Source organism: Alphaproteobacteria bacterium (assembly GCA_040905865.1).
In the GTDB taxonomy this organism is placed as follows: domain Bacteria; phylum Pseudomonadota; class Alphaproteobacteria; order UBA8366.
Genome location: JBBDQU010000029.1, coordinates 18,023 through 40,693 on the forward strand (window position 1 = coordinate 18,023; position 22,671 = coordinate 40,693).

Sequence of the window (22,671 nt, forward strand, 5' to 3'; positions counted from 1 at the left end):
TTATCAATAACATCAGCAACCGGACAATTGGCCCCACCCCCTGATCAGTCCAGCGGACCCGGGCTGGAAAGGCCCATGCGGCGACGGATTTCCCGCCCGACCCAGGCGGTTTCGTTGAAGGTTTGACAGGACCAGTCGGCCACCGCGCCCGTGAACGGCCGGGTAATCCCCTCTGTCCTCAGCAAATCGTGAAAGCGGCGGAATTTCGCGCTGCCGCCCGGCAGGTCGTACACATACACCGGCTTTCCGGTCGCGCAGGCCTCCGACACCATACTGACGGAATCGCAGGTTGCCACGATCCGGTCCGCCAGCGCCAGATAACCGAAATACGGATTGCCGCCGGTGCCGTCCCAGATCACCGCGCCGCTATCCCGAAGCGTCGCGCGCAATACGGCCTCGTTCGCCGCGCCCGTCCGCCGCGACGGCGTCACCAGCAGCGTCCCGCCCGTGTCACGGGCGAACGCGGCGAGCCGCGCCGCGAAATCGCCAATGATCTCCGGCGTCACCCGGTAGACCCTGTTCGGGCCGCCGACCAGCACGGCCGTAAACGGGCGCGGCCGTCCGGCCAGCACCGCGGCGTATTCCGCACCCGCATCGCGCAGCCGTTCCGCCGTGACCCGGTGCAGCGCGCCCTTCGTTTCGATGACATTGGGCCCGGAGAGCCGGTCATGCCGCGCCACGACAACCACATCGAAGGCCTGCGGCGGCACATGCGGGTCCTGGACATGGACAGTGAAGCTGCGGCCGCCGCTGCGCCGCTTGATCTCCCGCGCCGGGCCGATGGCCTTGCGGCCGCAGGAAATCACCAGGTCGGGCCAGGGCGGCGACAGGGTGTCGTCGTCGCGCGCAACGCCCAGCACGCCGGGCGGCCAGAACCGTGGCGGCAGCCAGCGCCAGGGCGGTTGCAGCGCGACAGTCTTTTCCGCAAAGGGAAGGCCGACGGCCTCAGCCAGGCCGACAGCCTGCGTGACCGTGCCGGCCATGCCTTCGGTCAGGACCCAGGCGGATTTTTCGGACATCGGGTGCGGCGCGCCTTTCCGGGCCGGTTGAGGGAGCGGTCGGATAGTCGACGCCAATATGCCGCTCCGGCGGAATCCGGGCAAGCGGACAGCGATCTATTGCGTGGCATCCGCTTTTTTGTAATATTATTACCCGCCCGTTCACCATCAGCCGCCGCGTCAGGATCAGCCATGAGTCAGGTCAAGCTGGACCGAATCGATCGCCGTATCCTGCGCGATCTTCAGGAAAACGGACGCATGACCAATGTGGAGCTGGCGCGACGCGCAGGGATTTCCGCGCCGCCCTGCCTGCGCCGGGTCCGCGCGCTGGAGGAAGCCGGCTACATCCACGGATATCACGCCGATCTGGACCCGGAAATGCTGGGGTTCGGCGTCATCGTCTTCGCGCAGGTCGGCCTGACCCGCCAGTCCGAGGCCGATCTGGTCGCCTTCGAGAGGCTGGTCGCCTGCTGGCCGGAAGTCCGCGAATGCCACATGCTAGCCGGGGAGACCGATTTCCTGCTGAAAATCGTCGCCCATGACTGGGATTCCTACAACCGGTTCCTGACGGCAAAACTGACGGCCGCGCCCAATGTCAGCCAGGTCAAATCGGCGCTGGCGATCCGGCGCTCGAAGCAGGAAGCCGGCGTTCCCATCGAAGCGGACTGAAGGCCCCCCGCGGCTGCGTGGCGATTGACGCGCCGGCCACCCTGTTTTAGGTTCGTTACCGAATTCTTTCATGTTCCGGGCAGGAAAAACCATGCAGCAGACCATGCCTTCGACCCATAGCGGCGCAACCGCCGATCTGTCTTCGCGAATTGCGGCGGCGTCCGTCGCCGCGTTGTTCGGCGCCTTCCTGCTGGTCGGCGTCGGATTCGCGCATTCGGATATTCTGCACAACGCGGCGCACGATTCGCGCCACACATTTGCTTTCCCCTGCCATTAGGCGCGACGCCATGATCCGGCGGGTCCTCTTCGCTGCAATCCTGGCCGGGCTGGTTGCCGGTATCGTCGTCACCGCCGTTCAGCAGACCCGCATCACGCCGCTTATCCTGCACGCGGAAACCTTTGAAGCGTCCGCGCCGCCTGCCGTGGAGGGCCACAGCCATGCCCATGACGCCGCGCCCCATGGGCATGACGCCGAAGCCTGGGCGCCGGATGAGGGGCTGGAACGCATGGGGTTTTCCCTGCTGGCCAACATCCTGACCGCGACGGGGTTCGGTTTGCTGCTCACCGCGGGATTTGCCCTCTACGGCAAGCCCGTCGGCGTCACCAGGGGCGTCATGTGGGGGCTGGCGGGGTTCGGCGCCTTCTGGCTGGCCCCGGCGCTGGGCCTGCCGCCGGAACTGCCGGGGCTGCATGCCGCCGAACTGTCCGATCGCCAGGCCTGGTACGCGGGAACCGTTATCGCGACCGGGAGCGGCATCGCGATGCTGGCGTTTCTGCGCGGCCGGATCGCAAAGGGCGCCGGCGTGCTGCTGATCCTCGCGCCGCATGTCATCGGCGCGCCGCATCCCGAAACCCTGGGCGGCGGAACGCCGCCGGAACTGGCGGCGATGTTCGTCATGGCGTCGCTTCTGGGCGCGGCCGTGCTGTGGGTCGTCCTCGGCGGGGTCAGCGGATACCTGTATGACCGCCTGGCCAAAACGGCCTGATCCGCTTGCCGGAAAACGCCCAGAACCCGCCACCGGGCGATACCGCACGCAGCCTGATTCGCGGCGCGCACCGCGCCGCGCTGGCGACCCGGATGCGCGATACGGACGGCGCGCCCTATGCCTCGCTGGTCCTGACCGCGGCGGCGCATGACGGATCGCCCATCCTGCTGATCTCCGGCCTTGCCGAGCACACAAAGAACATCGCGGCGGATCCGCGTGTTTCCCTGCTTGTCGACGGAACCGCGGGGTATGACGACCCGCTGACCGGACCGCGCGTGTCCGTCCTGGGCCGCGCCGTCGTCACCGACAGCGACATCCTGCGCGACAGGTACCTCGCCCGGCATCCGGCCGCCGCCGTATATGCGGGCTTCAACGATTTCGCCTTTTATGCGATCGAAATCGAGCGCGCGCATCTGGTCGCGGGATTCGGGCGAATCGACTGGGTTACGGCGGATCAACTGCTCTTCGACACGGGACCGGCCGCCGCACTGGCGCAGCGGGAAGCGGATATCGTGGCGCACATGAATACCGATCATGCCGATGCAATTGCCCTCTATGCCAGGGAGTTGCTGGGCTGCGACGGGGAAGACTGGCGCATGACCGGCATCGACCCGGAAGGCATTGATTTGGCGTGTAAAGAAATTTCAGCGCGCCTGGCGTTCGACAGCCCGGTCTTCGGCGCCGACGATGCCCGGCTTGCCCTGGCGGGGCTGGCGAAACGGGCGCGGCAATCCGCCACGCAGGGAATCTGACACATTCAGCCGCAAGACGGTTGATTTCCGCGGTATTCGGCCGATATCTTCCGCTACCCGAATGTGTAATGCATTTGGGGGTCTTTCGGCATGCCGGTATCGGCGATTGTCGGTAAAATCGCATTCCGGCCGGAATGCGGGGGAAGGATTCTTTTAACCAGCGGTCGTTCGGAGGAACCATACGTGCCACACATCAGCAAGTACGGGCTGGACAAACATGGGGTCATCAATAGCGCGAACCGCTATTGGAATCAGGGGGCGGAAGCTCTTTATGAAGCGACGATCCGTCTGGGTCTCGGTACTGTTTCGCAAGGCGGCGCCTTATCGGTCAATACCGGCAAATACACCGGCCGGTCGGCCAACGACAAGTTCATCGTCGATTCTCCGGCCAGCCACGACAACATCTGGTGGGGGCCGGTCAACAAGCCGATATCGCCGGAACGCTTCGATGCGATGGAAGCGAAGATGCTGGCCTACTACCAGAATCGCGACCTGTACATTCAGGATCTCTATGCCGGCGCCGACCGGGACTATCGCCTGTCGGTCCGGGTTATCACGGACAGCCCGTGGCACAGCCTGTTCGCGCGCAACATGTTCATCGAGGTTCCCGAGGGTGAACGCCAGGGTTTCGTGCCGGATCTGACGATCCTGCATGCGCCGATGATGCAGGCGGCCGGCGCCGCCGACGGCGTGAATTCCGAAGCATTCATCCTGATGAATTTCGAACGTCAGATGGTCCTGATCGGCGGCACGCGCTATGCCGGCGAAATCAAGAAATCGGTGTTCAGCTATCTCAACTATATCCTGCCGGAACGCGGCGTCCTGCCGATGCACTGTTCCGCCAACCAGGGCGATGACGGCGCGACCAGCATCTTTTTCGGCCTGTCCGGCACCGGCAAGACGACCCTGTCGGCCGACGGCACCCGCGCATTGATCGGCGATGACGAGCATGGCTGGTGCGACAACGGCGTCTTCAATTTCGAGGGCGGCTGCTACGCCAAGGTCATCAACCTGTCGCAGGAAATGGAACCGGAAATCTACGCCACCACGAAACGCTTCGGGACGGTGCTGGAAAATGTCGTGCTGGACCCGCACACGCGCGTACCGGATTTCGACGATGGCAGCCTCGCGGAAAATTCCCGCGCGTCCTATCCGATCGACTTCATCGAAAACATCGTGGAAAGCGGCCGGGGCGGCCAGCCGGCCAATGTCGTGATGCTGACCGCCGACGCCTTTGGCGTGCTGCCCCCGATCAGCCGGCTTTCGGCCGATCAGGCGATGTACCACTTCCTGTCGGGATATACCGCCCGCGTTGCCGGCACCGAACGCGGCGTTACCGAACCGCAGGCGACCTTTTCCACCTGTTTCGGCGCGCCGTTCATGCCGCGGCATCCATCGGTCTATGCGAAGATGCTGGGCGAACGCATCGCCAGGACGGGCGCGCGTTGCTGGCTGGTCAACACCGGCTGGTCCGGCGGCTCGTACGGCACCGGTTCGCGGATGAAAATCTCGCATACCCGCGCCATGGTCCGCGCGGCGCTGGACGGACGGCTGGCGCAGGTGGCGGAAACGAAGGATCCGAATTTCGGCATGCTGGTCCCCGACGCCTGCCCCGACGTTCCCGCCGAGGTACTGCAGCCGCGCAACACATGGCAGGACAAGTCGGCCTATGATTCGACCGCCGGCGACCTGCGGGGTCGGTTCGAAGCGAACTTCAAGCAGTTCGAATCCTATGTCGATGACGGCGTCAAGAAGGCGGGTATCTACAAGGCGGCGTAACGCCCCTCAACCGAAGATCCGGTCCGCGAACGCGGCTATGACGGCATAGCGCGCCGTCTTGCCGGTTCCGGCCAGGATCACGAAGACCCAGAAATTTACCCGCAATAGCCCGGCCGCGAAGGTCAGCGGATCGCCGATAACCGGCAGCCACGCAAACAGCAGCGACCACAGGCCGAAGCGGCGGAACCGTTCCGATGCGCGGGTCAGCGTTTCCGGCGATACCGGAAACCAGCGCCGGTCCCGCCAGTGCAGGCAATAACGCCCCAGCAGCCAGTTCACGACCGCGCCCAGCGTATTGCCAAGGCTGGCGATGGCGACCAGCAGCGCGAGTTCCGCGCCATCCGCCACGCTGAGCGCCGCCAGCACCGCTTCGGAGGAAACCGGAATAAGCGTCGCGGCCAGCAATGCGGTCGCGAAAAGGCCCAGGTAGCCGGTCATCGGTCCGCCGCCGCGCGCGGCTTATTGCGGTTCGAGGATCAGCGAGGGCGGCGTATCGCGCATCGACTGGATCCGCCACTGGTAGACCCTGGGCGATCCTTCCTCCCGCGATTGCGGGGCATTGTGGGAGACGACCTTCGCGTTGGTCCATATGCGGAACACGCCCCGCACATCGAAGCCGTAATCGATCAGCGCATCGACAAGGTTTTCCGGCGGACGGCTGCCGAAGACCTCTATCAGCCCGTCCCGGCGCCGCTTCATGGCCAGGAACACCGCATTGGACCGCACGAAGCTGAAGGTCTTTTCCCGCAGGATATCGCCCTGGCGATCGAACTCGACCCCGTAAATCGCGCCTTCCAGATGCTCGATCTTCCTGAAGCCGGAATCGCGCGCGAGGTCGCGTTCGTAAATCGCGGCGTTTTCGGCCAGGTTTTCCTGCGTCACCTCGCCAAAGCTCAGCTTGCGCAGCAGCGGCACCGCCAGCAAATTGCCCGTATAGCGAAAGGCGAACTTGCCGCTCTCGTCGATATTCAGGTCGGCCTCGAACTTCGCCGGCACATAGCAGCCGCCGGCGAGCAGCAGGATCGCAAGCAGGGAAAGGACGCGAATGATCATGCGCGCGGCAAGGCTACCCCGACCATGCAGTCCCGCGTGACGAGCGCGGCGAGCGCCGCCTCATCCATCCCGTCCGTGCCCTCGGGCCGCATCGGCAGCACCATGTAGCGCATGTCGGCGGTACTGTCATGGACCCGCAATTCGACATCGTCCCCCAGCGCCGTGCCGAATTCGGACAGCACCTTGCGCGGTTCGCTGATCGCGCGGCGGCGATAACTGCGCGACTTGTACCAGTCCGGCGGCGTACCGAGCAGCATCTTCGGGTAGCAGGAACACAGGGTGCAGACGATCAGATTATGGACCTTCGGCGTATTCTCCATCACCAGAATCGGGATCGGGCCGATATCCATGCCGATTTCCGCCGCCGCCGCCTTCGAATCGGCGACCAGCCGCGCCTTGAAACCCGGGTCGGTCCAGGCCCGCGCCACCAGGGTTGCCCCCCGCGCCGGGGTGATCGAATCCATGAAGTCGATCTGGGCGCGCAGTTCCGCCGCCGTGATGATGCCTTTCTCGATCAGCAGTTCGGCCACCGCCATCTGCATGATCTGGTGGTGAGTCAGCCTCGAATCTTCCAGGTCCGGCTGCGGCGGGTGGTAGTGCAGCGGATCGACCGCGTACATGCCGTGGTCGTCTCCATGTTCATGGCCATGATGATGGTCGTGTTCGTCATGCATGATCCGATCCCTCCGCCGGCACCAGCCAGTGTTCGTAGATTTCGATTTCGCATTTGTCCTGCGCCGGACCGTCATAATCCGGCCACAGGTCGGTCTGCGCGAAGCGCACCCGGTACATCGGCGTCAGCGGTCCCTCATAGGCGCCATAGGCAAGTTCTTCGGGATTCCGGAAATCGCCGCAATAGCGCACGACCGTGCCGGACTTGCCCCGGCAGTAGAACGGCGTACGGCAATGTCCCGGCGGGTATGCGGTGCGGACCCGGACAGCATCGCCGGGACTATAGCGCGCGCTCACAGCGGCTTGTTGTCCTGCCGCGCCTCGATCTCGGCCATCTTGCGGCCCAGTTCGTCCACGGTGAACACCTTCTTCTGCAGCATGTTGTTGGTGACCGACGCGATCCAGCGTTCGTAATAACTGTAGCGTTCATAGGCATCGGCGCCCAGATCCTCGATCCCGCGCCGCATCTCGTCGGTCGTCAGCAGCTTGCGTCGGCTGTCCGACAGCAACGTCTTGATCGCGTCGACCCGTTTCTCCCAGGGCTCCAGACTATGACCCGCCTGCGAGATGGGGTCCGTCTCCGGAACCCCGCCCATATCGTGATGCCGCCGCCTGTCCGTCATGTCGCAAATCCTCCAGCGTATAGTATTAATCGGGATCGTTCGCCGTGCAAGGCGTCGCGCGGCAATCTGTAGCAATCCCGGGTGCTAACCGGCTTCCGCGAGCTTTTGGACCGCGGCATAATCCGTCTTGCCGGAGCCCAGAACCGGTACGGAATCGACCCTGACAACCGTCCGCGGCGCCGCGATCTCGGCGATGCCCTTCTCGCGCCCCGCAGCGGCCAGGGCCGCGGCGTCCGCATCGGGGCAATCGGTAACCAGCACGATCTGCTCGCCCCTGCGCGGGTCCGGCAGGGTCACGGCAGCGTGGGCATGACCCGGCCAGACCGCGCTGGCCAGTTCCTCCGCCGCGCCGAGCGACACCATTTCACCGGCAATCTTGGCGAAGCGCCTGGCCCGCCCGATGATTTTCACGAAGCCCTCGTCGTCGATTTCGACGATATCGCCCGTGTCGTACCAGCCGTCGGGGACGGGTTCGAGCACGCCCGGGTTTTCCGCCCGGAGATACCCCAGCATCACGTTGGGGCCGGATACCAGCAGCCGCCCGCCGGTTTCGATGCCGGGCACCGGCTCCAGCCGGCAAGCGATCCCCGGCAGCAGCCGGCCGACGGTTCCGGCACGGAAATGCATCGGCGTGTTGGTGGCCAGCGCCGGTGCGGTCTCCGTCGCGCCGTACCCTTCCAGGATACGCAGCCCGAATTTGTCCGCCCAGGTGTCGCGGGTTTCGGATCGCACCTTTTCCGCCCCGGCGAAGACATGCCGGATGCTGTAGAAATCATAGGCATGGGCGACGCGGGCATAGCCGGACAGGAAAGTGTCGGTGCCAAACGTGATGGTGGCGTTCATATCGTAGGCCAGCGCCGGGACCACCCGGTAATGCAGGGGCGACGGATACAGGAACGTATGGATGCCGAACAGCACCGGCAGGATCGTGCCGCCGGTCAGGCCGAAGGAATGGAAGACCGGCAGGGCGTTCAGCACGCGGTCGGAAGCATTGAAATCGACCCGCGCCGCAAGCTGGTAGCAGTTCGACAGGATATTGGCGTGCGACAGCACGACCCCCTTGGGCGTTCCCTCCGATCCGGAAGTGAACAGGATTGCCGCCGGGTCCCGCGGCGACGCGGGCGACGCGCGCCACCTGGCGAAGCGCCCCGCGATAAACGCCCGTATCCGGGCGGCGGGACCGATCCGGCCGCGCAAATCCTCCAGCCAGATCAGCCGGTGGTCCTCTTCCAGCGCGGCAACCGCATCCTGGAGCTTGCCGATTTCCACGAAGCGCCGCGAGATGACGATGCTACGCAGCCGGGCGGCCTTGCAGGTTGCCAGCAGGTTCGCCGTGCCGGATGAATAGTTCAGCATGGCCGGCACCCGCCCATAGGCCTGAAGGCCGAAGAACGCCGCCAGGACGCCCAGCGAATTCGGCAGGAACACGCCGACCCGTTCCCCCGGCCGCGTTTCGGCGGCGATCCCGCGGCCCAGCGCCAGCGCGGCGGCGATCAGGCGGTTGTAGGTCATCGGCTTGCGGGCGACATCTTCGGCAATCGCCGCGCCGCCGCCATATATCCCGCGCGCATCGACCAGCGCGTCGAACAGCGTCTGGTGTTGCGGGCGGGTTTCGAAGATCAGGTCGGACAGCTCGTCATACAGCTTCAACCCGATCTGCTGCCGGCGGTCGCGCCCGGTTATCCCCTCGGGAATTTCGATCCGGCGCGGGGGCAGGAACGTCATGGTGATCTTCGGGAACCAGCGCAGCCGCACCTTGCCGCGCAGGCGCGAGAACGGCGTGTATTGCGCGCCGTCGATGCGCACCGGAAGGATTTCCGCATCCGCCTTGTCGGCGACCATGCCAGGGCCTTCATGCACTTTCATCAGGGAACCGGTCACGGTAATTCGCCCTTCGGGGAAAATCACGCAATGCCGGCCCTCGGCCACCGCCTTCACCATTTGCTTGATGGCCAGTGGATTGGCGGGATCGATCGGCAGCGCATCGAACAGCGACACGAACGGTTTCAGCCACCAGCGCTGCGCCATCTGCGTATTGATCGCGAATGTCGGCTTGCCCGGCAGGAAGGCGGCAAGCAGGGCGCCATCCAGGAACGATACGTGATTGGCGACGATCACCGCGCGGGGCCCGAGCGCGTCGATATTCTCCCGGCCCCGGATTTCAACCCGGTAAACGCGGCGCAGGATCCAGCCCAGGCATGCCTTCAGCAGCACATCGGGCAGCAGCCCGCAAATATAGACGACGACAAAGAAATTGGCGCAGGCGACGATCAGGAACAGGGCCGGCACCGACGCGCCCGCCGCCAGCAGGACCGACGCGATCAGCGATCCGCCGACCATGAACAGGGCGTTCATGATATTGTTCGCGGCGACCATGCGGGAGCGTTCGGTATGGTCGCTGCGGGTCTGGACCATCGCGTACAGCGGTACGATGTACAGCCCGCCGGACACCGATACCAGCAGCAGGTCGGCCAGGATCCGCCAGTTGCCCGCATCCGCGACGAAGGCGGCGGCGTCCATCAGCGTATCCGGCGGCGTCAGCCCGGCGACGGCGGCGTACAGGTCCAGCATGAAGACGGAGATGCCGAGCGCGCCGAGCGGCGCATAGCGCGCGTCGATACGCCCCTTCAGCAAACGGTTGCACAGCAGCGAGCCGAGCCCGATACCGACGGAGAATACCGTCAGGAACAGGGTGACCACCGTCGCGTCGCCGCCCAGGACATCGCGCGCCAGCGCGGGGAACTGCGCGAGGAAGGTCGCGCCGACAAGCCAGAACCAGGAAATGCCGAGGATCGAGAGGAAGACCGTGCGCTGTTCGGCGGAGCGGACGACGATCCGCCAGGTTTCCGACAGGAAATTCGTGGCGATCCGCAGCGCCGGGTCGGCTGGCCCCGCGACCGGGATATAGCGGCTGCCGCCCCAGCCGACGACCGCGAGCGTCAGGACGGTCGCGGCGATATAGGCGATGCCGTTAACCTGCAGCACCAGCAGCCCGCCGACGACAGTACCAAGAAGAATGGCGAGAAAGGTGCCGGCCTCGACCAGCGCGTTGCCGGCGATCAGTTCGTTTTTCGCCAGATGATCCGGCAGGATCGCGTATTTCAGCGGCCCGAAGAACGCCGACTGCGCGCCCATCAGGAACAGCACGCCGAGCAGGAACCAGGTATCGCCGGCGTACAGCGCGGCCACCGCCATGCCCATGATCGCGATTTCCGCCAGCTTGATCCGTCGGATCACCGATGATTTTTCGAACTTGTCGGCAACCTGCCCGGCCGTGGCCGAGAACAGGAAAAACGGCAGGATGAAAATGCCGGCGGCGGCGGTGACCAGGATCTGCCCGTTCAGCCCCGCCTGTTCCGCGATCCGGTACAGCAACAGGATGGCCAGGGCGTTCTTGAACACATTGTCGTTCATCGCGCCCAGAAACTGCGTGACGAACAGCGGCAGGAACCGCCGGGTCTTCAGGAGAGCCGCGATACCGGAATTTGTATCGGGGCTCGCTTCGGGATTCGCCATGTCATACTCCTGCCGCAAGGAATTTCGCCTGCCGCATCCGCAACCCGGCAACATAGTTTTCGACCAGCGAACTGGCCATGTCGGCGACGGACTGCGCCGATATGACCGGCAGCTTGCCGGATTCGCCGAGCGAACAGATACCGTGCAACGAGGCCCACAGCACCCGCGCCGCCTGCGAGCAGCCGGCCGCGTCATCGGCGGGGAACAGGGGGCGCAGGGCGGCTTCCAGCACGGCCAGTACGCGCGCCACCCTGGCCAGGTACCAGTCCGGCAGCGGCGCTTCATCGGTGCGGCGGTGCTCGAAGAGAGCGCCCCAGAGATTTCCGTTTTCCGCCAGGAACCGCAGATAGGCCGCCAGCATCGCCGCCAGGTCGCTGTCCGGATTTCTGCCGCTGACCGTGGGCGCCAGTGCGTCGTGCAGCATGTCCAGCGTGGCGCCGTTCACATGCACGATCAGCATGTCGAGATTGTCGAACAGGTTGTACAGCGTCCCGACCGCATAGCCGATATCGTCGGCCACCCTGCGCGCCGTCAGCGCCGCCAGCCCGCCCGTTTCGAGCCGCCGCTGCGCCGCCGCCAGCGCCATCCGCCTGATTTCATCCCGGCTGTGATCCGATCGGCGTCCCATGCCGCCTCACTTTCGTTCAATAAATTGAACATAGTTCATTTATTGAACGAAAGCAACTCCCCGTGGCGGGTAGCATCAAATTCCCGGCTACGACAACGGTATCATGCAGTGTTTTCGGTAGGCGGGGCGCTCGGTCAGGCGCCGGTACCAGGCGTCGAAATTCGGCATGGCGGGCCGGTCCTTGACCAGCATCATCCAGCGATGCGCCTGGGGACCGAGCGGAATGTCGCCCATGGTGAAATCCTTCCCGGCAATGAAGTCGCGCCCTTCAAGGTGCCGGTCCAGCATCGACCAGATGCGGATGCCTTCCTGGATCGCCCTGTCGATCTGCGCCATGTCGCGGTCTTCCGGCTTGGTCCGCACGAGTCCCCAGAACACATCGCGCATGAACGGATTGACCGCGTTCAGCTTCCAGTCCATCCAGGCTTCCGCGACAGCGCGGTTTTCCAGGCTTTCCGGATAAAGCATCCCGAAGGAATGTTTCGCGCAGAGATACCGGGTGATCGCGTTCGATTCGAACAGGGTGAAATCCCCGTCCACCAGCGTCGGCACCAGCCCCATCGGGTTCATCGCCCGGTATTCCGGGTCGTCATTGCCGCCGAAGGAACCGCCCCAGTCGACCTGTTCGTATTCGAGGCCGATTTCATCCGCCGCCCAGAGCGGCTTCATGACATTGCCGGATGTGATCCGGCCGATGATCTTCAGCATGCTGTTCGCTCCCCCGCGCCGGAAATCACGACGCGCTGATATCGATGATCCGGTTGCGGCCGAACCCGACGGAATCGCCGCAGGCCAGAATTTCCTCCCAGGTATTGTCGTCGATCGGCACGCCGTTGGCTTCGCGCTCCGCCTTGCGGATGCGCTCCGGGTCGCCGGGGACGAGCACCGGCTTCGCCGGGTCGATCGGCTTCGCGGCCTTCACATATTCCAGGGTCGCGTTGATTTCCGAGGTGAAGAATTCATGATCGATCAGCTTCTCCGGGTCGATGATGATGCTCAGCATGCTGTTCAGGATCGCGTCGCGCGGCTGATTGGTTTCCGGCCGCATCGTGTGGCCGCCGCACAGCACCCCGGCCAGCAGTTCGTTCATCAGCGCCAGCCCGCCGCCCTTGTGGCCGCCGAACGGCATCGCCGCGCCGAAGGGCGGCGTATACATCACGTTCGGGTCGGTGGTTTCGTTGCCGTCCGCGTCGATCAGCGTGCCGGGCGCAACCTGCTCTCCCTTGTTCTTCGCCACCCGCACCTTGCCCATCGCCACCACGCTGGTCGCCATGTCGAGGATCGTCATCGGATTCCTGTCCGTCGCCGGCAGGCCGATGGTATAGGGGTTGGTCGAATAGCGGGCCTCGCGCGCGCCATAGGGGGCGACATGCGGTTTGTGCCCGACCACGTTGGTGTGGTGCATCGACACGAATCCCTGTTCCGCACAGCGTTCCGCCCAGGCGCCGATGCGCCCCAGATGGAAGGACCGCCGGGTCGCGACGATGGCGCAGCCATGCCGGCGCGCCCGCTCGATGCCGAAATCCATGGCCTCGCCGCCGATGACCTGGCCAAGGCCGGCCTGCCCGTCGACGACGATCATCGCGCCGTTGTCGACGATGATCTTGGCATGGGCGTTCAGTTTCGCCTCGCCTTCCCTGGCGCAGGCGACATAGCGGTGCAGCATGCCGACCCCGTGGCTGTCATGGCCCATCAGGTTGGCCGTCACCAGATTGTCGGCCACGAGTTTCGGTTCGTCCCCCGTGCTGCCCGCATGGGCGCAGATTTCGGATATGATGGTGCGCAGCTTGTTATGGTCGATCGTGACGGTCATTCGTTTTTTCTCTTTCAGGAAGCAGAATTCGGGCGGGGATACCGCCGTTAATGGGCTTCGTCCCAGTTGTCGCCAGAGCCCGCATCGACCACCAGCGGCACCTTGAGCGTCAGGCCCGGCTCGGTCGCCTTCTCCATCACGGCGCCGACGACGCGCGCGGTTTCCTCGACCTGCCCTTCCGGCGCCTCGAACAGCAGTTCGTCATGCACCTGCAGCAGCATCAACGCATCCAGCTTCGCCGCCCGCAGCGCCGCCGGCACCCGGATCATCGCCCGCTTGATGATATCGGCGGCGGAGCCCTGCACCGGCGCATTGATCGCCTGGCGTTCGGCGTAGTTGCGGCGCATCGGGTTCTTGTCGTTGATCATCGGCAGGTGGATGCGGCGGCCGAACAGGGTCGTCACATAGCCGTTGGTGCGGCATTCCTCGCGCGCGGCCTCCATGTAGTCCTTTATTCCGGGGAAGCGTTCGAAATACGCCTCGATATAGGATTTCGCCTCGCCCTGCGGAATCGACAACTGCCGCGCCAGCCCGAAGGGGCTGATGCCGTAGATGATGCCGAAATTGATCGCCTTGGCGTTGCGGCGGACAATCGGGTCCATGCCCTCGATGGGCACGCCGAACATTTCGCTCGCCGTCATCGCGTGGATGTCCAGCCCGTCGCGGAAGGCCTGCACCAGCGCCTCGATACCCGCGATATGCGCCAGCACCCGCAATTCGATCTGGCTGTAGTCCAGCGACAACAGCTTTTTCCCGGGCGCGGCGATGAAGGTCTGGCGGATGCGGCGGCCTTCCTCGGTCCGGATCGGAATGTTCTGCAGGTTCGGATCGGTCGAGGACATGCGGCCTGTCTGCGCCCCGGTCATCGCATAGGAGGTATGGATCCGCCCGGTTTCCGGGTTGATCTGCTCGACCAGCGAATCCGCATAGGTGCTTTTCAGCTTCGACAACTGCCGCCAGCTGACGATCCGGACCGGCAGGTCATGCCCTTCGGCGGCGAGGTCCTCCAGCACGCGGAAATCGGTACTGTAGGCGCCGGTCTTGGTCTTCTTGCCGCCGGGCAGCGACATCTTGTCGAACAGGATCTCGCCCAGTTGCTTGGGCGAGCCGATGTTGAACTTTTCCCCGGCCAGTTCGTGGATTTCGGTTTCCAGCGCCGCCATGCGGGTCGCGAAATCGCGGCTCAGTCCGCGCAGGGCTTCCGGATCGACCAGCACGCCCTCGCGCTCCATCTTGGCCACCACCGGCAACAGCGGCCGCTCGATGGTTTCGTACAGCGTGGTCATCCGCTCCTCGATCAGCCGCGGCTTCAGCACCCGGTGCAGTTGCAGGGTGATATCCGCGTCCTCGGCGGCGTAGTTGCACGCGGCCTTCAGCGGCACATAGTCGAAGGTGATCTGGTTGCGGCCGCTGCCGGCGACATCCTTGAAGGGGATACAGGTATGGCCGAGATGCAGTTCCGCCAGTTCGTCCATGCCATGCCCGTGCACCCCGCCGTCCAGCACGAAGGACAGCAGCATCGTGTCGTCGACCGGCGCGATATCGATCCCGTGGCGCAGCAGCAGCAGCGCGTCGTATTTGATATTGTGCCCGATCTTGAGGACCGAGGGGTCCTCCAGCATCGGCCTGAGCAGTTCGAGCGCCCGGTCGCGCGGCATCTGGAGCGGCGCGTCCTCGCCGGCGCCGCCGCCGCCATCGCCCAGGTCGAAGGCGCCCTGTTCCTTCGCCGACTTATGCGCCAGCGGCACGTAACAGGCGCTGCCCGGCGCGACCGACATCGACACCCCCACGAGTTCGGCGCGCATGGCGTCCAGCCCGGTGGTTTCCGTGTCGAAGGCGACCTGCCCGGCCCTGACGGCCGCCGCGATCCAGCGCGACAGGGCGGCTTCGTCCTGCACCAGTTCGTATGCGGCTTCGGCTTTCGGCGCACCCGCCGCGGACGGCCCCACGCCGTGCCGGCTTTCGATCCGGGCAATCACCGACTTGAACCCCTGCTCGCGCAGGAAGGCGATCACCCGGTCCACATCGAGCTCCTGCAGCGCGAAACTGTCCAGGTCGCGGTCAACCGGCACATCGTTCTTCAGCTGCACGAGTTCGCGGCTGATCCGCGCCTGCCCGGCGAATTCGATCAGGTTTTCCCGGCGCTTGTTCTGCTTGATCTCCCCCGCCCGCGCCAGCAGCGTATCGAGATCGCCATATTCCGTAATCAGCTGCGCCGCCGTCTTGATGCCGATGCCGGGCACGCCGGGCACGTTGTCCACGGAATCCCCCGACAGCGCCTGCACCTCGACCACCTTGTCCGGGCCGACGCCGAACCTTGCCAGCACGCCCTCCGGCCCGATTTCGACATTCTTCATCGTATCCAGCATGGTCACCTTGTCGGTGACGATCTGCATCAGGTCCTTGTCGGACGACACGATGGTGACATCCGCGCCGCGTTCGCGCGCCAGCCGGGCATAGGTCGCGATCAGGTCGTCGGCCTCATACCCCTCCATCTGCACCGAGGGCACATTGAAGGCCTCGACCAGCGCCTTGATCAGGTCGAACTGCGGCACAAGGTCTTCCGGCGGCGGCGGCCGCTGCGCCTTGTAGGCGGGGTAGATATCGCTGCGGAAGGTCTTTCGCGCGGCATCGAAGATCACCGCGATATGGTCCGCGTCCGTATCCTCCATCAGCTTCATCAGCATGTTGGTGAAGCCGTAGACCGCGTTGACCGGCGTGCCGTCGGGCCGGGTCATCGGCGGCAGCGCGTGGAAGGCGCGGAAGATAAAGCCGGACCCGTCGATCAGGAAGACATGCTTCGGCGCGGTGGCGGCCCCCGTCTTCGGCGCACAGGCGACCTCGGTCATTGGCGCGACATCGGTTCCGGTCATCGATTCGCCGCCCGGGCAGTGTTGCCGCCTGGCGCCATCAGTGCGCGACCGACCGCTTGGCGCCGGCCTTCAGCGCATACCGCTTGTCGCAATAGGGGCATTCGACGAATCCCGCGTCGCCAATGACCAGATATACCTTCGGATGGCCGGCAGCCCCGCCACCCCCGTCACAACTCACATGCGCGGTCTCGGTCTCGACGGTTTCCGGCGCGTCCATTTGGGCGATTCCCCCTGTTTCCTCAACTTCGTACAAGGCCTTCGCAATTGACCTTGCCGCTTTTTCGATGATACCCAAGGTGACGGAACAATCAAAGCCATTCGCACATGTCCGCTGTACGATCCGCATTGCACAAGGCACGCCGCCAGACCCGCGCCGCTTCGTGGGTCGTCGGCATCTGCATGATGGCGCTCGGCGCCTGCGCGCCCCGGATCGCGCCCATGGGAGCCGCGCCGCAGGCCCCGACCCTGGCCGAAGACCATATCCAGACGGCGGACGGCATCCGGTTGCCGCTGCGGTACTGGCCGGCCAAAGATTCCGCGCCCCGGGCCGTCATCCTGGCGCTGCACGGCTTCAACGATTATTCGAAGAGTTTCGAGAATCCCGCCGCCGCCTGGAACGAGGCCGGGATTTCGGTCTATGCCTATGACCAGCGCGGCTTCGGCGATGCGCCGCATCGCGGGATGTGGGGCGGCATCGAGGCGATGACCGGCGACCTGATCGTCACCAGCCGCCTGCTGCGCCGGCGCCATCCGGGAACGCCGCTCTATCTGCTCGGCGAAAGCATGGGCGGCGCCGTCATCCTGGCCGCCTACGCCGACGGCGGAGGCGGCCGGCCCGAGGCCGACGGCGTGGTCCTGTCCGCGCCGGCGGTCTGGTCGCGCAACCACATGCCGGTCTACCAGCGCGCGGCGCTGTGGCTGGGCGCGCATACGACGCCCTGGCTGACGCTGTCGGGGCGGGGGCTGAAGATCAAGCCGTCGGACAATATCGAGATGCTGCGCGCGCTGGGCCGCGACCCGCGGGTGATCAAGGCGACGCGGATCGACGCGCTGTGGGGGCTGACCGACCTGATGGACCGGGCCCTGGCCGCCGCCCCCGCGCTGGATACGCGGGCGCTGATCCTGTACGGCAAGACGGAAGACCTCATCCCCGACGCGGCGCAGCGCGACCTGCTGGCGGTGCTGCCGGATACCGGGTTGTGGCGGCATACGGAATACGCGACCGGCTATCACATGCTGCTGCGCGACCTGAACGCGGCGGTCGTGCTCCGCGACATCACCGACTGGGCGCTTGCCGCGCCGGAAGCGCCGGTCGAGGACGGCACGGCCATCGCCGAACGCCCCGGCGGGGCCGCGCGGCGATAATCACGCGAATCCGGCGCCGCGGGACAGATCGCGAAAACCCTATGGCGTCCGCGGACAAGCTGTCCTATACATGGTCCCGGTAAAGCGCCAGTAGCTCAGCTGGATAGAGTGTCGCCCTCCGAAGGCGAAGGTCAGAGGTTCGAATCCTCTCTGGCGCGCCATCTGCAACGCATTGATTTAACACTGTATTTTTCAGCGTGAAATTACGTTTATAGTGAACGACCGCATAACTATTTAAAACAGCACACGTTTTCGAGTTCGAGCCCGAACGCCCAGCGCCTCTTGTCGGGAGCCAGCCGTTTTAGCGAGACATGGTAATTGACAAATTTTGTCAATTTATGCCATAATATCAAGATAAGAATGGAGAACTTGATATGGCTACAATGAACGTATCCCTGCCTGACGCCATGAAGGACTGGGTTGAAGCGCAGGCGCAGTCCGGCCGTTATGGCAATGCAAGCGACTACGTGCGTGACCTCATTCGTCATGACCAGGAGCGCAAGGACAAAATCGCCCACATGCAAACACTTGTGGACGAAGCGCTGGAAAGCGGTCTCAGCGAAAAATCCGTTGCCGATATTTTAAAGCAGGCCCGCGCATCGGCGCAGGCTTCATAGGGAGACCATGGCCTATAAGCTCAGCGTCAAAGCCGAAAACGACATCCACAACGCATACCTGGAAGGCATTCGGTTATTCGGCGTCGAGCAGGCCGAAAAATATTACGCCGGTTTGGAGCGCGCATTCGAGTTTCTATCGGATACCCCCAAAGCGGCAAGAGAGCGTCTTGAAATTACGCCGCCAGTAAGGGTTCATCCCTATCGGTCGCACATTATCATCTACCTGATCGACAACGATGATGACGTTCTAATCCTCCGTGTCCGCCATGGCCGCGAAGACTGGAACGACAACCCTGTGTAACGCAAAAATCTTATAATTCCGGTCGCGGCGACGGATCGTTATGCTCAGGAAGCGTCTCAAGTACGGAAGCCCAGTGCTCGAAAGTTTCGAACACAGAGTTCGAACTTTCTCCGCTCAGGCGCGCCAATTTGCTTTTAGAGGTTGAGAAGTCCGCTAAGACCTTGAAAGTAAGGCCAGATCGGCGGTTCCAACCCCCTCATTCCGGACATAAGCGAGGCGGTCGGCAAAGGCGAGTTTGAGCACTGTTTTCTTGTGCTCCAAACGGTCGGAAGCCCATAGTTTCTGCGGGTTTCCGAGGAAATCGAGGGCGGTTCCAAGTGAATCGTCGAAGCCCCTGACCGGACGACCGCATTGCGCGATTTTTTCCTGCGTTTCGATCCTCCGGGATTCCATGTCCCTGATGCGCTTTTCGTAAGCATGGATCACGGAAGGATTGTCCAAATCCACAATCCGGTCGAGCAGTTTTTCAACGTCCTTTTCGATTTTCCTGATCTCCATTTCCAGCGACTGGCTTCCGGCTTTCCGGGAGTGAAGACGTTCGTCCCACAGCTTCCTGAACATCGCATGGGCGACCGTGAACAGACCCTCGGTCGGCTCCCGAGAGGACCCGATAGCTTTGCGCCGGACCCGTAACCGGCTGTGGGAGCCGGTTCGGGCGCATCAGAAATGAGGTGCAAAATCGGGTCTAATCAGGTATTATCGGGTATGGAATCGGATATAAGGGCATCCTCATCATGAAGGAGCCCAAGCTCAGTATCGGCCCGGACCTTGTGAAGCTCGTCGCGGAAATCGACGAGTTCAAAGGCCGCTGGGAAGCCCTCAAGACGCTCTCGCCGGATCGCCTCAATGCGCTGCGCAAGGTGGCGACCATCGAGAGCATAGGCTCCTCGACGCGGATCGAGGGGGCGAAACTGAGCGATGCCCAGGTCGAGACGCTGCTTTCCAACATTGCCATCCAGTCCTTCAAGACAAGGGATGAGCAGGAAGTGGCAGGATATGCCGAAGCGATGGACCTCGTCTTCGAGTCTTTTGCAAACATGGCCCTCACCGAAAACCATATCCGCCAGCTTCACCAAACCCTGCTGCGCCACAGCGACAAGGACGAGCGCCATCGCGGCTCCTACAAGACGCTGCCCAACAACGTCGTCGCCTTCGATGCGGACGGGCGCGAGATCGGCATCGTCTTCGAGACGACCTCGCCCTTCGACACGCCGCGCGAAATGGAAGCGCTCGTCGCCTGGACACGCAAGGCGCTGGATGAGGAAGCAATGCATCCGCTCCTCATCGTCGCCATCTTCGTCGTCACGTTTCTGGCGATCCATCCGTTTCAGGACGGCAACGGGCGGCTCTCACGCGTGCTCACCACGCTCCTGCTGCTGCGGTCAGGTTATGTCTACGTGCCGTATGCCTCGCTGGAGCGTGTGATCGAGGAAAACAAGGACCTGTATTACCGGGCGCTCCGGCGTACCCAATCGACGCTCAAGGGCGAGAAGGCGGATTGGGAGCCCTGGACCGGCTTTTTCCTGCGCTGCCTCAAAAAGCAGAAGGACAGCCTGGCGGTGCGCCTCGACAAGGAACGCAGCGCACAAGATGGCGACGCTGACCTGCCCGCGCTCTCGATTCAGGTGCTCCGGGCGCTGCGGGCCGAGGAACGCCTGAATATCGCGCAGTTGACGGAAGTCACCGGGGCCAACCGCAACACCCTCAAAAAGCGCCTGCGGGAGCTCGTGACGGCCGGCCGGGTGCGCCAGCACGGCAAGGCGCGCGCGACATGGTATTCGCCGCCTTGAGGCTGCGCGGCGTTGCGGCGGGACAAGCCCGGACACTCGCAGCGATGGGCTGATTCAAGCTTACTCCGATGGAATAGTCTCGTTGGGGTAAGCACTACTATCTTGATGGAAGGCCGTAGTAAGTGCAGGGTAGGTTTTCCTGCGCCGTCGTCGATGCTCGCAGCCTGATCACCCAAACCGCATTTCATGGGGCCGTGCTGCAGAGACGACGCAAAACCTGGCAGAGTGTTGGTGCCTTGAACAGTATGTACAGCACTCGGAAAATAATTTGGACAGTAAAAGGAAATTATATTTTCTGTCTCTGTCGTTAAGAGTTGTTATTAACCCGCTGTATATTTAGATTTTTATTGTTGGAAACTCTCTATTACTTGGAAATAACATGATTCGTCAATATACGGCAGCTTCCGGAAAGCTGGTGCTGAAGGACAACGGATTGGATGACATCGAGAATGCGGTCTGGATCGATCTCATTTCCCCCAGCAACGAAGAAGAACGGGCATTGGAAAAACAGCTCGGGATCGATGTGCCGACGCGTGAGGAAATGAAAGAGATCGAGATATCCTCGCGGCTCTATACCGAGGAAAACGCAGCCTTCATGACCGCGACGATTCCGGCGCAATCGGAAAGCGATGAGCCGGTCATCGAGCCTGTTACCTTCGTCCTGGTCGGGAACCGGCTCATCACAGTACGCTATCACGAGCCCCGCGCCTTCCAGACCTTCGCGGCGCGCGCGGCGAAGGTTTCTACGGGGGCAACGTCCGGCAGTCTCGTCATGGTCACGCTGCTGGAGACGGTCGTGGACCGACTGGCCGACGTACTGGAACGGCTTGGCCGGGATATCGACGGCATCTCGCGCGATGTCTTCCAGCACCGCAGCGCCAAGCCGACCAAGACCCAGGACTTCCAGGAAGTGCTGCGCAAGATCGGCCTGAAGGGCGACCTTACCTCCAACATGCGCGACAGCCTGGTGACGATCCAGCGGCTGATCGGCTTCCTTGGCCATGTGCTCGCCCAGCGCAAGGCGGAAAAGAGCCTCACCGCGCGCGTGAAGACCCTGTCTCGCGATGCTCACTCACTGACCGATCACGCCAGCTTCCTCTCCCAGAAGATCACCTTCCTGCTCGACGCCACCCTCGGCATGATCAATATCGAGCAGAATGCCATCATCAAGATATTCTCCGTCGCCGCTGTCGTGTTCCTGCCGCCCACGCTGATCGCCTCGATCTACGGCATGAACTTCGAGCACATGCCGGAGCTGAACTGGCTGGTGGGTTACCCGTTCGCGCTCGTGCTGATGGTGGCATCGGCAATCCTGCCGTACTGGTACTTCAAGCGCCGCGGCTGGCTATAGCGGTGTGGGAGACGGGCTTGCAGGCAGTCGACGACGTACCGATCTGGCATCTGGCGGTGCTCGCGCTGGTTCAGGGGGTGACCGAATTCCTTCCGATCAGCTCCTCTGCGCATTTGATCCTCGTCCCCTACATGACCGGATGGACGGATCAGGGCCTTGCCATCGATGTGGCGATGCATATCGGCACCTTGCTCGCCGTCCTTGTGTATTTCCGCCGTGATGTCGCCCGTCTGGCAGTGGGCACGCTCAACTTCCGCAGCGGATCAGAAGATGCCCGTCTCGCCGGCCAGCTCGTGCTGGCCACGCTGCCCGTGGTGGCGGCCGGCTACGTGCTATACGACCAGATCGCCACGCAGTGGCGCAGCGTACCGCTTATCGTGCTGACCACTGCCGCTTTCGGGCTGCTCCTGTGGGCCGCGGACCGGCGCGCACAGAGCAATGCCGGCGGGCTACCAGGGCTGGGCTGGGGGCAGGCGGCTGTCATCGGGCTCGCGCAGGCTCTCGCCCTCGTGCCGGGGGTGAGCCGCTCGGGCATCACCATGACCGCCGGGCTCTTTGCCGGGCTCTCGCGCACCGAGGCCGCGCGCTTCTCACTGCTTCTATCGATTCCGACAACGGCTGCTGCGGGCTTGCTGGCAACCGTTGAATTGGTCCGCTCGCACGATGCGGCGATGCAGGCCAACGCGCTGTTTGCCGGAGCACTCGCCTTTGCCAGCGCATTGGCGGCGGTCACCCTGCTGATGCGCTGGCTGCGGCGCGCGACATTTACGCCCTTCGTCATCTACCGGCTGGCGTTGGCCGCGCTGTTGGCGGGCATGTTGCTTCTGGGGTTCTTGCCATCCGGCTAGGGCAGATCGCCTTTTATCTGACGCAATAATTGCGTCA

The 22,671-nt window shown here is 63.7% G+C and carries 24 protein-coding genes and 1 tRNA gene; 12 read left to right on the forward strand and 13 right to left on the reverse strand.

The window, feature by feature from the left end:
- Positions 1-44: 44 nt before the first annotated feature.
- Positions 45-1,019, reverse strand: a complete 975-nt coding sequence (locus WD767_06120; GenBank protein ID MEX2615652.1) for a mitochondrial fission ELM1 family protein — start codon at positions 1,017-1,019, stop codon at positions 45-47.
- Between the two features lie 171 nt (positions 1,020-1,190).
- Here WD767_06120 and WD767_06125 point away from each other — a divergent pair, with 171 nt between their 5' ends.
- The 5 genes from WD767_06125 (at position 1,191) to WD767_06145 (ending at position 5,184) form a co-directional block, all read left to right on the forward strand.
- Complete coding sequence (locus tag WD767_06125) at positions 1,191-1,667, forward strand: Lrp/AsnC family transcriptional regulator (protein ID MEX2615653.1); 477 nt, start codon at positions 1,191-1,193, stop codon at positions 1,665-1,667.
- Positions 1,668-1,758: 91 nt separating this feature from the next.
- The gene (locus WD767_06130) at positions 1,759-1,944 is read left to right on the forward strand and encodes a CbtB domain-containing protein (GenBank protein ID MEX2615654.1); all 186 of its coding nucleotides are present in this window, start codon (positions 1,759-1,761) and stop codon (positions 1,942-1,944) included.
- A 10-nt stretch (positions 1,945-1,954) separates the two neighbouring features.
- Complete coding sequence (locus WD767_06135; GenBank protein ID MEX2615655.1) at positions 1,955-2,653, forward strand: CbtA family protein; 699 nt, start codon at positions 1,955-1,957, stop codon at positions 2,651-2,653.
- Positions 2,654-2,658: 5 nt separating this feature from the next.
- Entirely contained in the window at positions 2,659-3,405 is a 747-nt protein-coding gene (locus WD767_06140) for a DUF2470 domain-containing protein (protein ID MEX2615656.1), read from the forward strand.
- Between the two features lie 183 nt (positions 3,406-3,588).
- On the forward strand, positions 3,589-5,184 hold the full coding sequence (locus tag WD767_06145; GenBank protein MEX2615657.1) for a phosphoenolpyruvate carboxykinase: 1,596 nt from the start codon (positions 3,589-3,591) through the stop codon (positions 5,182-5,184).
- Between the two features lie 6 nt (positions 5,185-5,190).
- Here the strand turns inward: WD767_06145 and WD767_06150 are convergent, their stop codons facing one another.
- The 11 genes from WD767_06150 to WD767_06200 all read right to left on the reverse strand — a co-directional run bounded on the left by WD767_06150 (position 5,191) and on the right by WD767_06200 (position 16,579).
- Complete coding sequence (locus tag WD767_06150) at positions 5,191-5,622, reverse strand: YqaA family protein (protein MEX2615658.1); 432 nt, start codon at positions 5,620-5,622, stop codon at positions 5,191-5,193.
- A gap of 21 nt (positions 5,623-5,643) precedes the next feature.
- Positions 5,644-6,237 (reverse strand): hypothetical protein, encoded by a 594-nt coding sequence (locus WD767_06155; protein MEX2615659.1) that lies wholly within the window; start codon positions 6,235-6,237, stop codon positions 5,644-5,646.
- Positions 6,234-6,857, reverse strand: a complete 624-nt coding sequence (locus WD767_06160; GenBank protein MEX2615660.1) for a nitrile hydratase subunit alpha — start codon at positions 6,855-6,857, stop codon at positions 6,234-6,236. The genes WD767_06155 and WD767_06160 overlap by 4 nt, the downstream gene beginning before the upstream one ends.
- A gap of 46 nt (positions 6,858-6,903) precedes the next feature.
- A complete protein-coding gene (locus WD767_06165; GenBank protein ID MEX2615661.1) occupies positions 6,904-7,206 on the reverse strand; it encodes an SH3-like domain-containing protein in 303 nt (100 codons plus the stop codon).
- Positions 7,203-7,532, reverse strand: a complete 330-nt coding sequence (locus WD767_06170) for a ScnB-like protein (protein ID MEX2615662.1) — start codon at positions 7,530-7,532, stop codon at positions 7,203-7,205. Before WD767_06170 ends, WD767_06165 begins: the two co-directional genes overlap by 4 nt.
- An 84-nt stretch (positions 7,533-7,616) precedes the next feature.
- On the reverse strand, positions 7,617-11,048 hold the full coding sequence (locus tag WD767_06175) for an acyl-[ACP]--phospholipid O-acyltransferase (protein ID MEX2615663.1): 3,432 nt from the start codon (positions 11,046-11,048) through the stop codon (positions 7,617-7,619).
- 1 nt (position 11,049) lies between these two features.
- Entirely contained in the window at positions 11,050-11,676 is a 627-nt protein-coding gene (locus tag WD767_06180) for a WHG domain-containing protein (GenBank protein MEX2615664.1), read from the reverse strand.
- Between the two features lie 87 nt (positions 11,677-11,763).
- Positions 11,764-12,384 (reverse strand): glutathione S-transferase, encoded by a 621-nt coding sequence (locus tag WD767_06185; protein MEX2615665.1) that lies wholly within the window; start codon positions 12,382-12,384, stop codon positions 11,764-11,766.
- 25 nt (positions 12,385-12,409) lie between these two features.
- Positions 12,410-13,489, reverse strand: a complete 1,080-nt coding sequence (locus WD767_06190) for a malate/lactate/ureidoglycolate dehydrogenase (GenBank protein ID MEX2615666.1) — start codon at positions 13,487-13,489, stop codon at positions 12,410-12,412.
- A 47-nt stretch (positions 13,490-13,536) separates the two neighbouring features.
- Positions 13,537-16,338 (reverse strand): DNA polymerase I, encoded by a 2,802-nt coding sequence (gene polA, locus WD767_06195; protein ID MEX2615667.1) that lies wholly within the window; start codon positions 16,336-16,338, stop codon positions 13,537-13,539.
- 61 nt (positions 16,339-16,399) lie between these two features.
- The gene (locus tag WD767_06200; protein MEX2615668.1) at positions 16,400-16,579 is read right to left on the reverse strand and encodes a zinc-finger domain-containing protein; all 180 of its coding nucleotides are present in this window, start codon (positions 16,577-16,579) and stop codon (positions 16,400-16,402) included.
- A 107-nt stretch (positions 16,580-16,686) separates the two neighbouring features.
- Here WD767_06200 and WD767_06205 point away from each other — a divergent pair, with 107 nt between their 5' ends.
- The 4 genes from WD767_06205 (at position 16,687) to WD767_06220 (ending at position 18,645) form a co-directional block, all read left to right on the forward strand.
- The gene (locus WD767_06205) at positions 16,687-17,727 is read left to right on the forward strand and encodes a lysophospholipase (GenBank protein MEX2615669.1); all 1,041 of its coding nucleotides are present in this window, start codon (positions 16,687-16,689) and stop codon (positions 17,725-17,727) included.
- Between the two features lie 84 nt (positions 17,728-17,811).
- Positions 17,812-17,888, forward strand: a tRNA-Arg gene (locus WD767_06210).
- Between the two features lie 213 nt (positions 17,889-18,101).
- Positions 18,102-18,344 carry a type II toxin-antitoxin system ParD family antitoxin gene (locus WD767_06215; protein ID MEX2615670.1) on the forward strand — a complete coding sequence of 81 codons (243 nt, stop codon included), beginning with the start codon at positions 18,102-18,104 and terminating at the stop codon, positions 18,342-18,344.
- 7 nt (positions 18,345-18,351) lie between these two features.
- Positions 18,352-18,645 (forward strand): type II toxin-antitoxin system RelE/ParE family toxin, encoded by a 294-nt coding sequence (locus WD767_06220; protein MEX2615671.1) that lies wholly within the window; start codon positions 18,352-18,354, stop codon positions 18,643-18,645.
- Between the two features lie 153 nt (positions 18,646-18,798).
- Here the strand turns inward: WD767_06220 and WD767_06225 are convergent, their stop codons facing one another.
- The gene (locus WD767_06225) at positions 18,799-19,206 is read right to left on the reverse strand and encodes a hypothetical protein (protein MEX2615672.1); all 408 of its coding nucleotides are present in this window, start codon (positions 19,204-19,206) and stop codon (positions 18,799-18,801) included.
- A 173-nt stretch (positions 19,207-19,379) separates the two neighbouring features.
- On the opposite strand from WD767_06225, the gene WD767_06230 reads away from it, so the two are divergent.
- From WD767_06230 to WD767_06240, 3 genes are all read left to right on the forward strand, one after another.
- Positions 19,380-20,435: a Fic family protein gene (locus tag WD767_06230; protein ID MEX2615673.1), complete on the forward strand. Its 1,056-nt coding sequence runs from the start codon at positions 19,380-19,382 to the stop codon at positions 20,433-20,435.
- 379 nt (positions 20,436-20,814) lie between these two features.
- Positions 20,815-21,786 carry a magnesium/cobalt transporter CorA gene (gene corA / locus WD767_06235; protein MEX2615674.1) on the forward strand — a complete coding sequence of 324 codons (972 nt, stop codon included), beginning with the start codon at positions 20,815-20,817 and terminating at the stop codon, positions 21,784-21,786.
- A 17-nt stretch (positions 21,787-21,803) separates the two neighbouring features.
- Complete coding sequence (locus WD767_06240; protein ID MEX2615675.1) at positions 21,804-22,634, forward strand: undecaprenyl-diphosphate phosphatase; 831 nt, start codon at positions 21,804-21,806, stop codon at positions 22,632-22,634.
- The last annotated feature ends 37 nt before the right edge of the window (positions 22,635-22,671 follow it).

Excerpts from the sequence above, each read along its gene's own strand:
- WD767_06185 (MEX2615665.1), bottom strand. The coding sequence starts at position 12,384 with ATGCTGAAGATCATCGGCCGGATCACATCCGGCAATGTCATGAAGCCG.
- corA (MEX2615674.1), top strand. The coding sequence starts at position 20,815 with ATGATTCGTCAATATACGGCAGCTTCCGGAAAGCTGGTGCTGAAGGAC.
- WD767_06155 (MEX2615659.1), bottom strand. The coding sequence starts at position 6,237 with ATGATCATTCGCGTCCTTTCCCTGCTTGCGATCCTGCTGCTCGCCGGC.
- WD767_06230 (MEX2615673.1), top strand. The coding sequence starts at position 19,380 with ATGAAGGAGCCCAAGCTCAGTATCGGCCCGGACCTTGTGAAGCTCGTC.
- WD767_06160 (MEX2615660.1), bottom strand. The coding sequence starts at position 6,857 with ATGTACGCGGTCGATCCGCTGCACTACCACCCGCCGCAGCCGGACCTG.
- WD767_06130 (MEX2615654.1), top strand. The coding sequence starts at position 1,759 with ATGCAGCAGACCATGCCTTCGACCCATAGCGGCGCAACCGCCGATCTG.
- polA (MEX2615667.1), bottom strand. The coding sequence starts at position 16,338 with ATGACCGAGGTCGCCTGTGCGCCGAAGACGGGGGCCGCCACCGCGCCG.
- WD767_06200 (MEX2615668.1), bottom strand. The coding sequence starts at position 16,579 with ATGGACGCGCCGGAAACCGTCGAGACCGAGACCGCGCATGTGAGTTGT.
- WD767_06180 (MEX2615664.1), bottom strand. The coding sequence starts at position 11,676 with ATGGGACGCCGATCGGATCACAGCCGGGATGAAATCAGGCGGATGGCG.
- WD767_06125 (MEX2615653.1), top strand. The coding sequence starts at position 1,191 with ATGAGTCAGGTCAAGCTGGACCGAATCGATCGCCGTATCCTGCGCGAT.
- WD767_06220 (MEX2615671.1), top strand. The coding sequence starts at position 18,352 with ATGGCCTATAAGCTCAGCGTCAAAGCCGAAAACGACATCCACAACGCA.
- WD767_06135 (MEX2615655.1), top strand. The coding sequence starts at position 1,955 with ATGATCCGGCGGGTCCTCTTCGCTGCAATCCTGGCCGGGCTGGTTGCC.
- WD767_06150 (MEX2615658.1), bottom strand. The coding sequence starts at position 5,622 with ATGACCGGCTACCTGGGCCTTTTCGCGACCGCATTGCTGGCCGCGACG.
- WD767_06205 (MEX2615669.1), top strand. The coding sequence starts at position 16,687 with ATGTCCGCTGTACGATCCGCATTGCACAAGGCACGCCGCCAGACCCGC.
- WD767_06120 (MEX2615652.1), bottom strand. The coding sequence starts at position 1,019 with ATGTCCGAAAAATCCGCCTGGGTCCTGACCGAAGGCATGGCCGGCACG.
- WD767_06175 (MEX2615663.1), bottom strand. The coding sequence starts at position 11,048 with ATGGCGAATCCCGAAGCGAGCCCCGATACAAATTCCGGTATCGCGGCT.
- WD767_06225 (MEX2615672.1), bottom strand. The coding sequence starts at position 19,206 with ATGTTCAGGAAGCTGTGGGACGAACGTCTTCACTCCCGGAAAGCCGGA.
- WD767_06215 (MEX2615670.1), top strand. The coding sequence starts at position 18,102 with ATGGCTACAATGAACGTATCCCTGCCTGACGCCATGAAGGACTGGGTT.
- WD767_06170 (MEX2615662.1), bottom strand. The coding sequence starts at position 7,532 with ATGACGGACAGGCGGCGGCATCACGATATGGGCGGGGTTCCGGAGACG.
- WD767_06190 (MEX2615666.1), bottom strand. The coding sequence starts at position 13,489 with ATGACCGTCACGATCGACCATAACAAGCTGCGCACCATCATATCCGAA.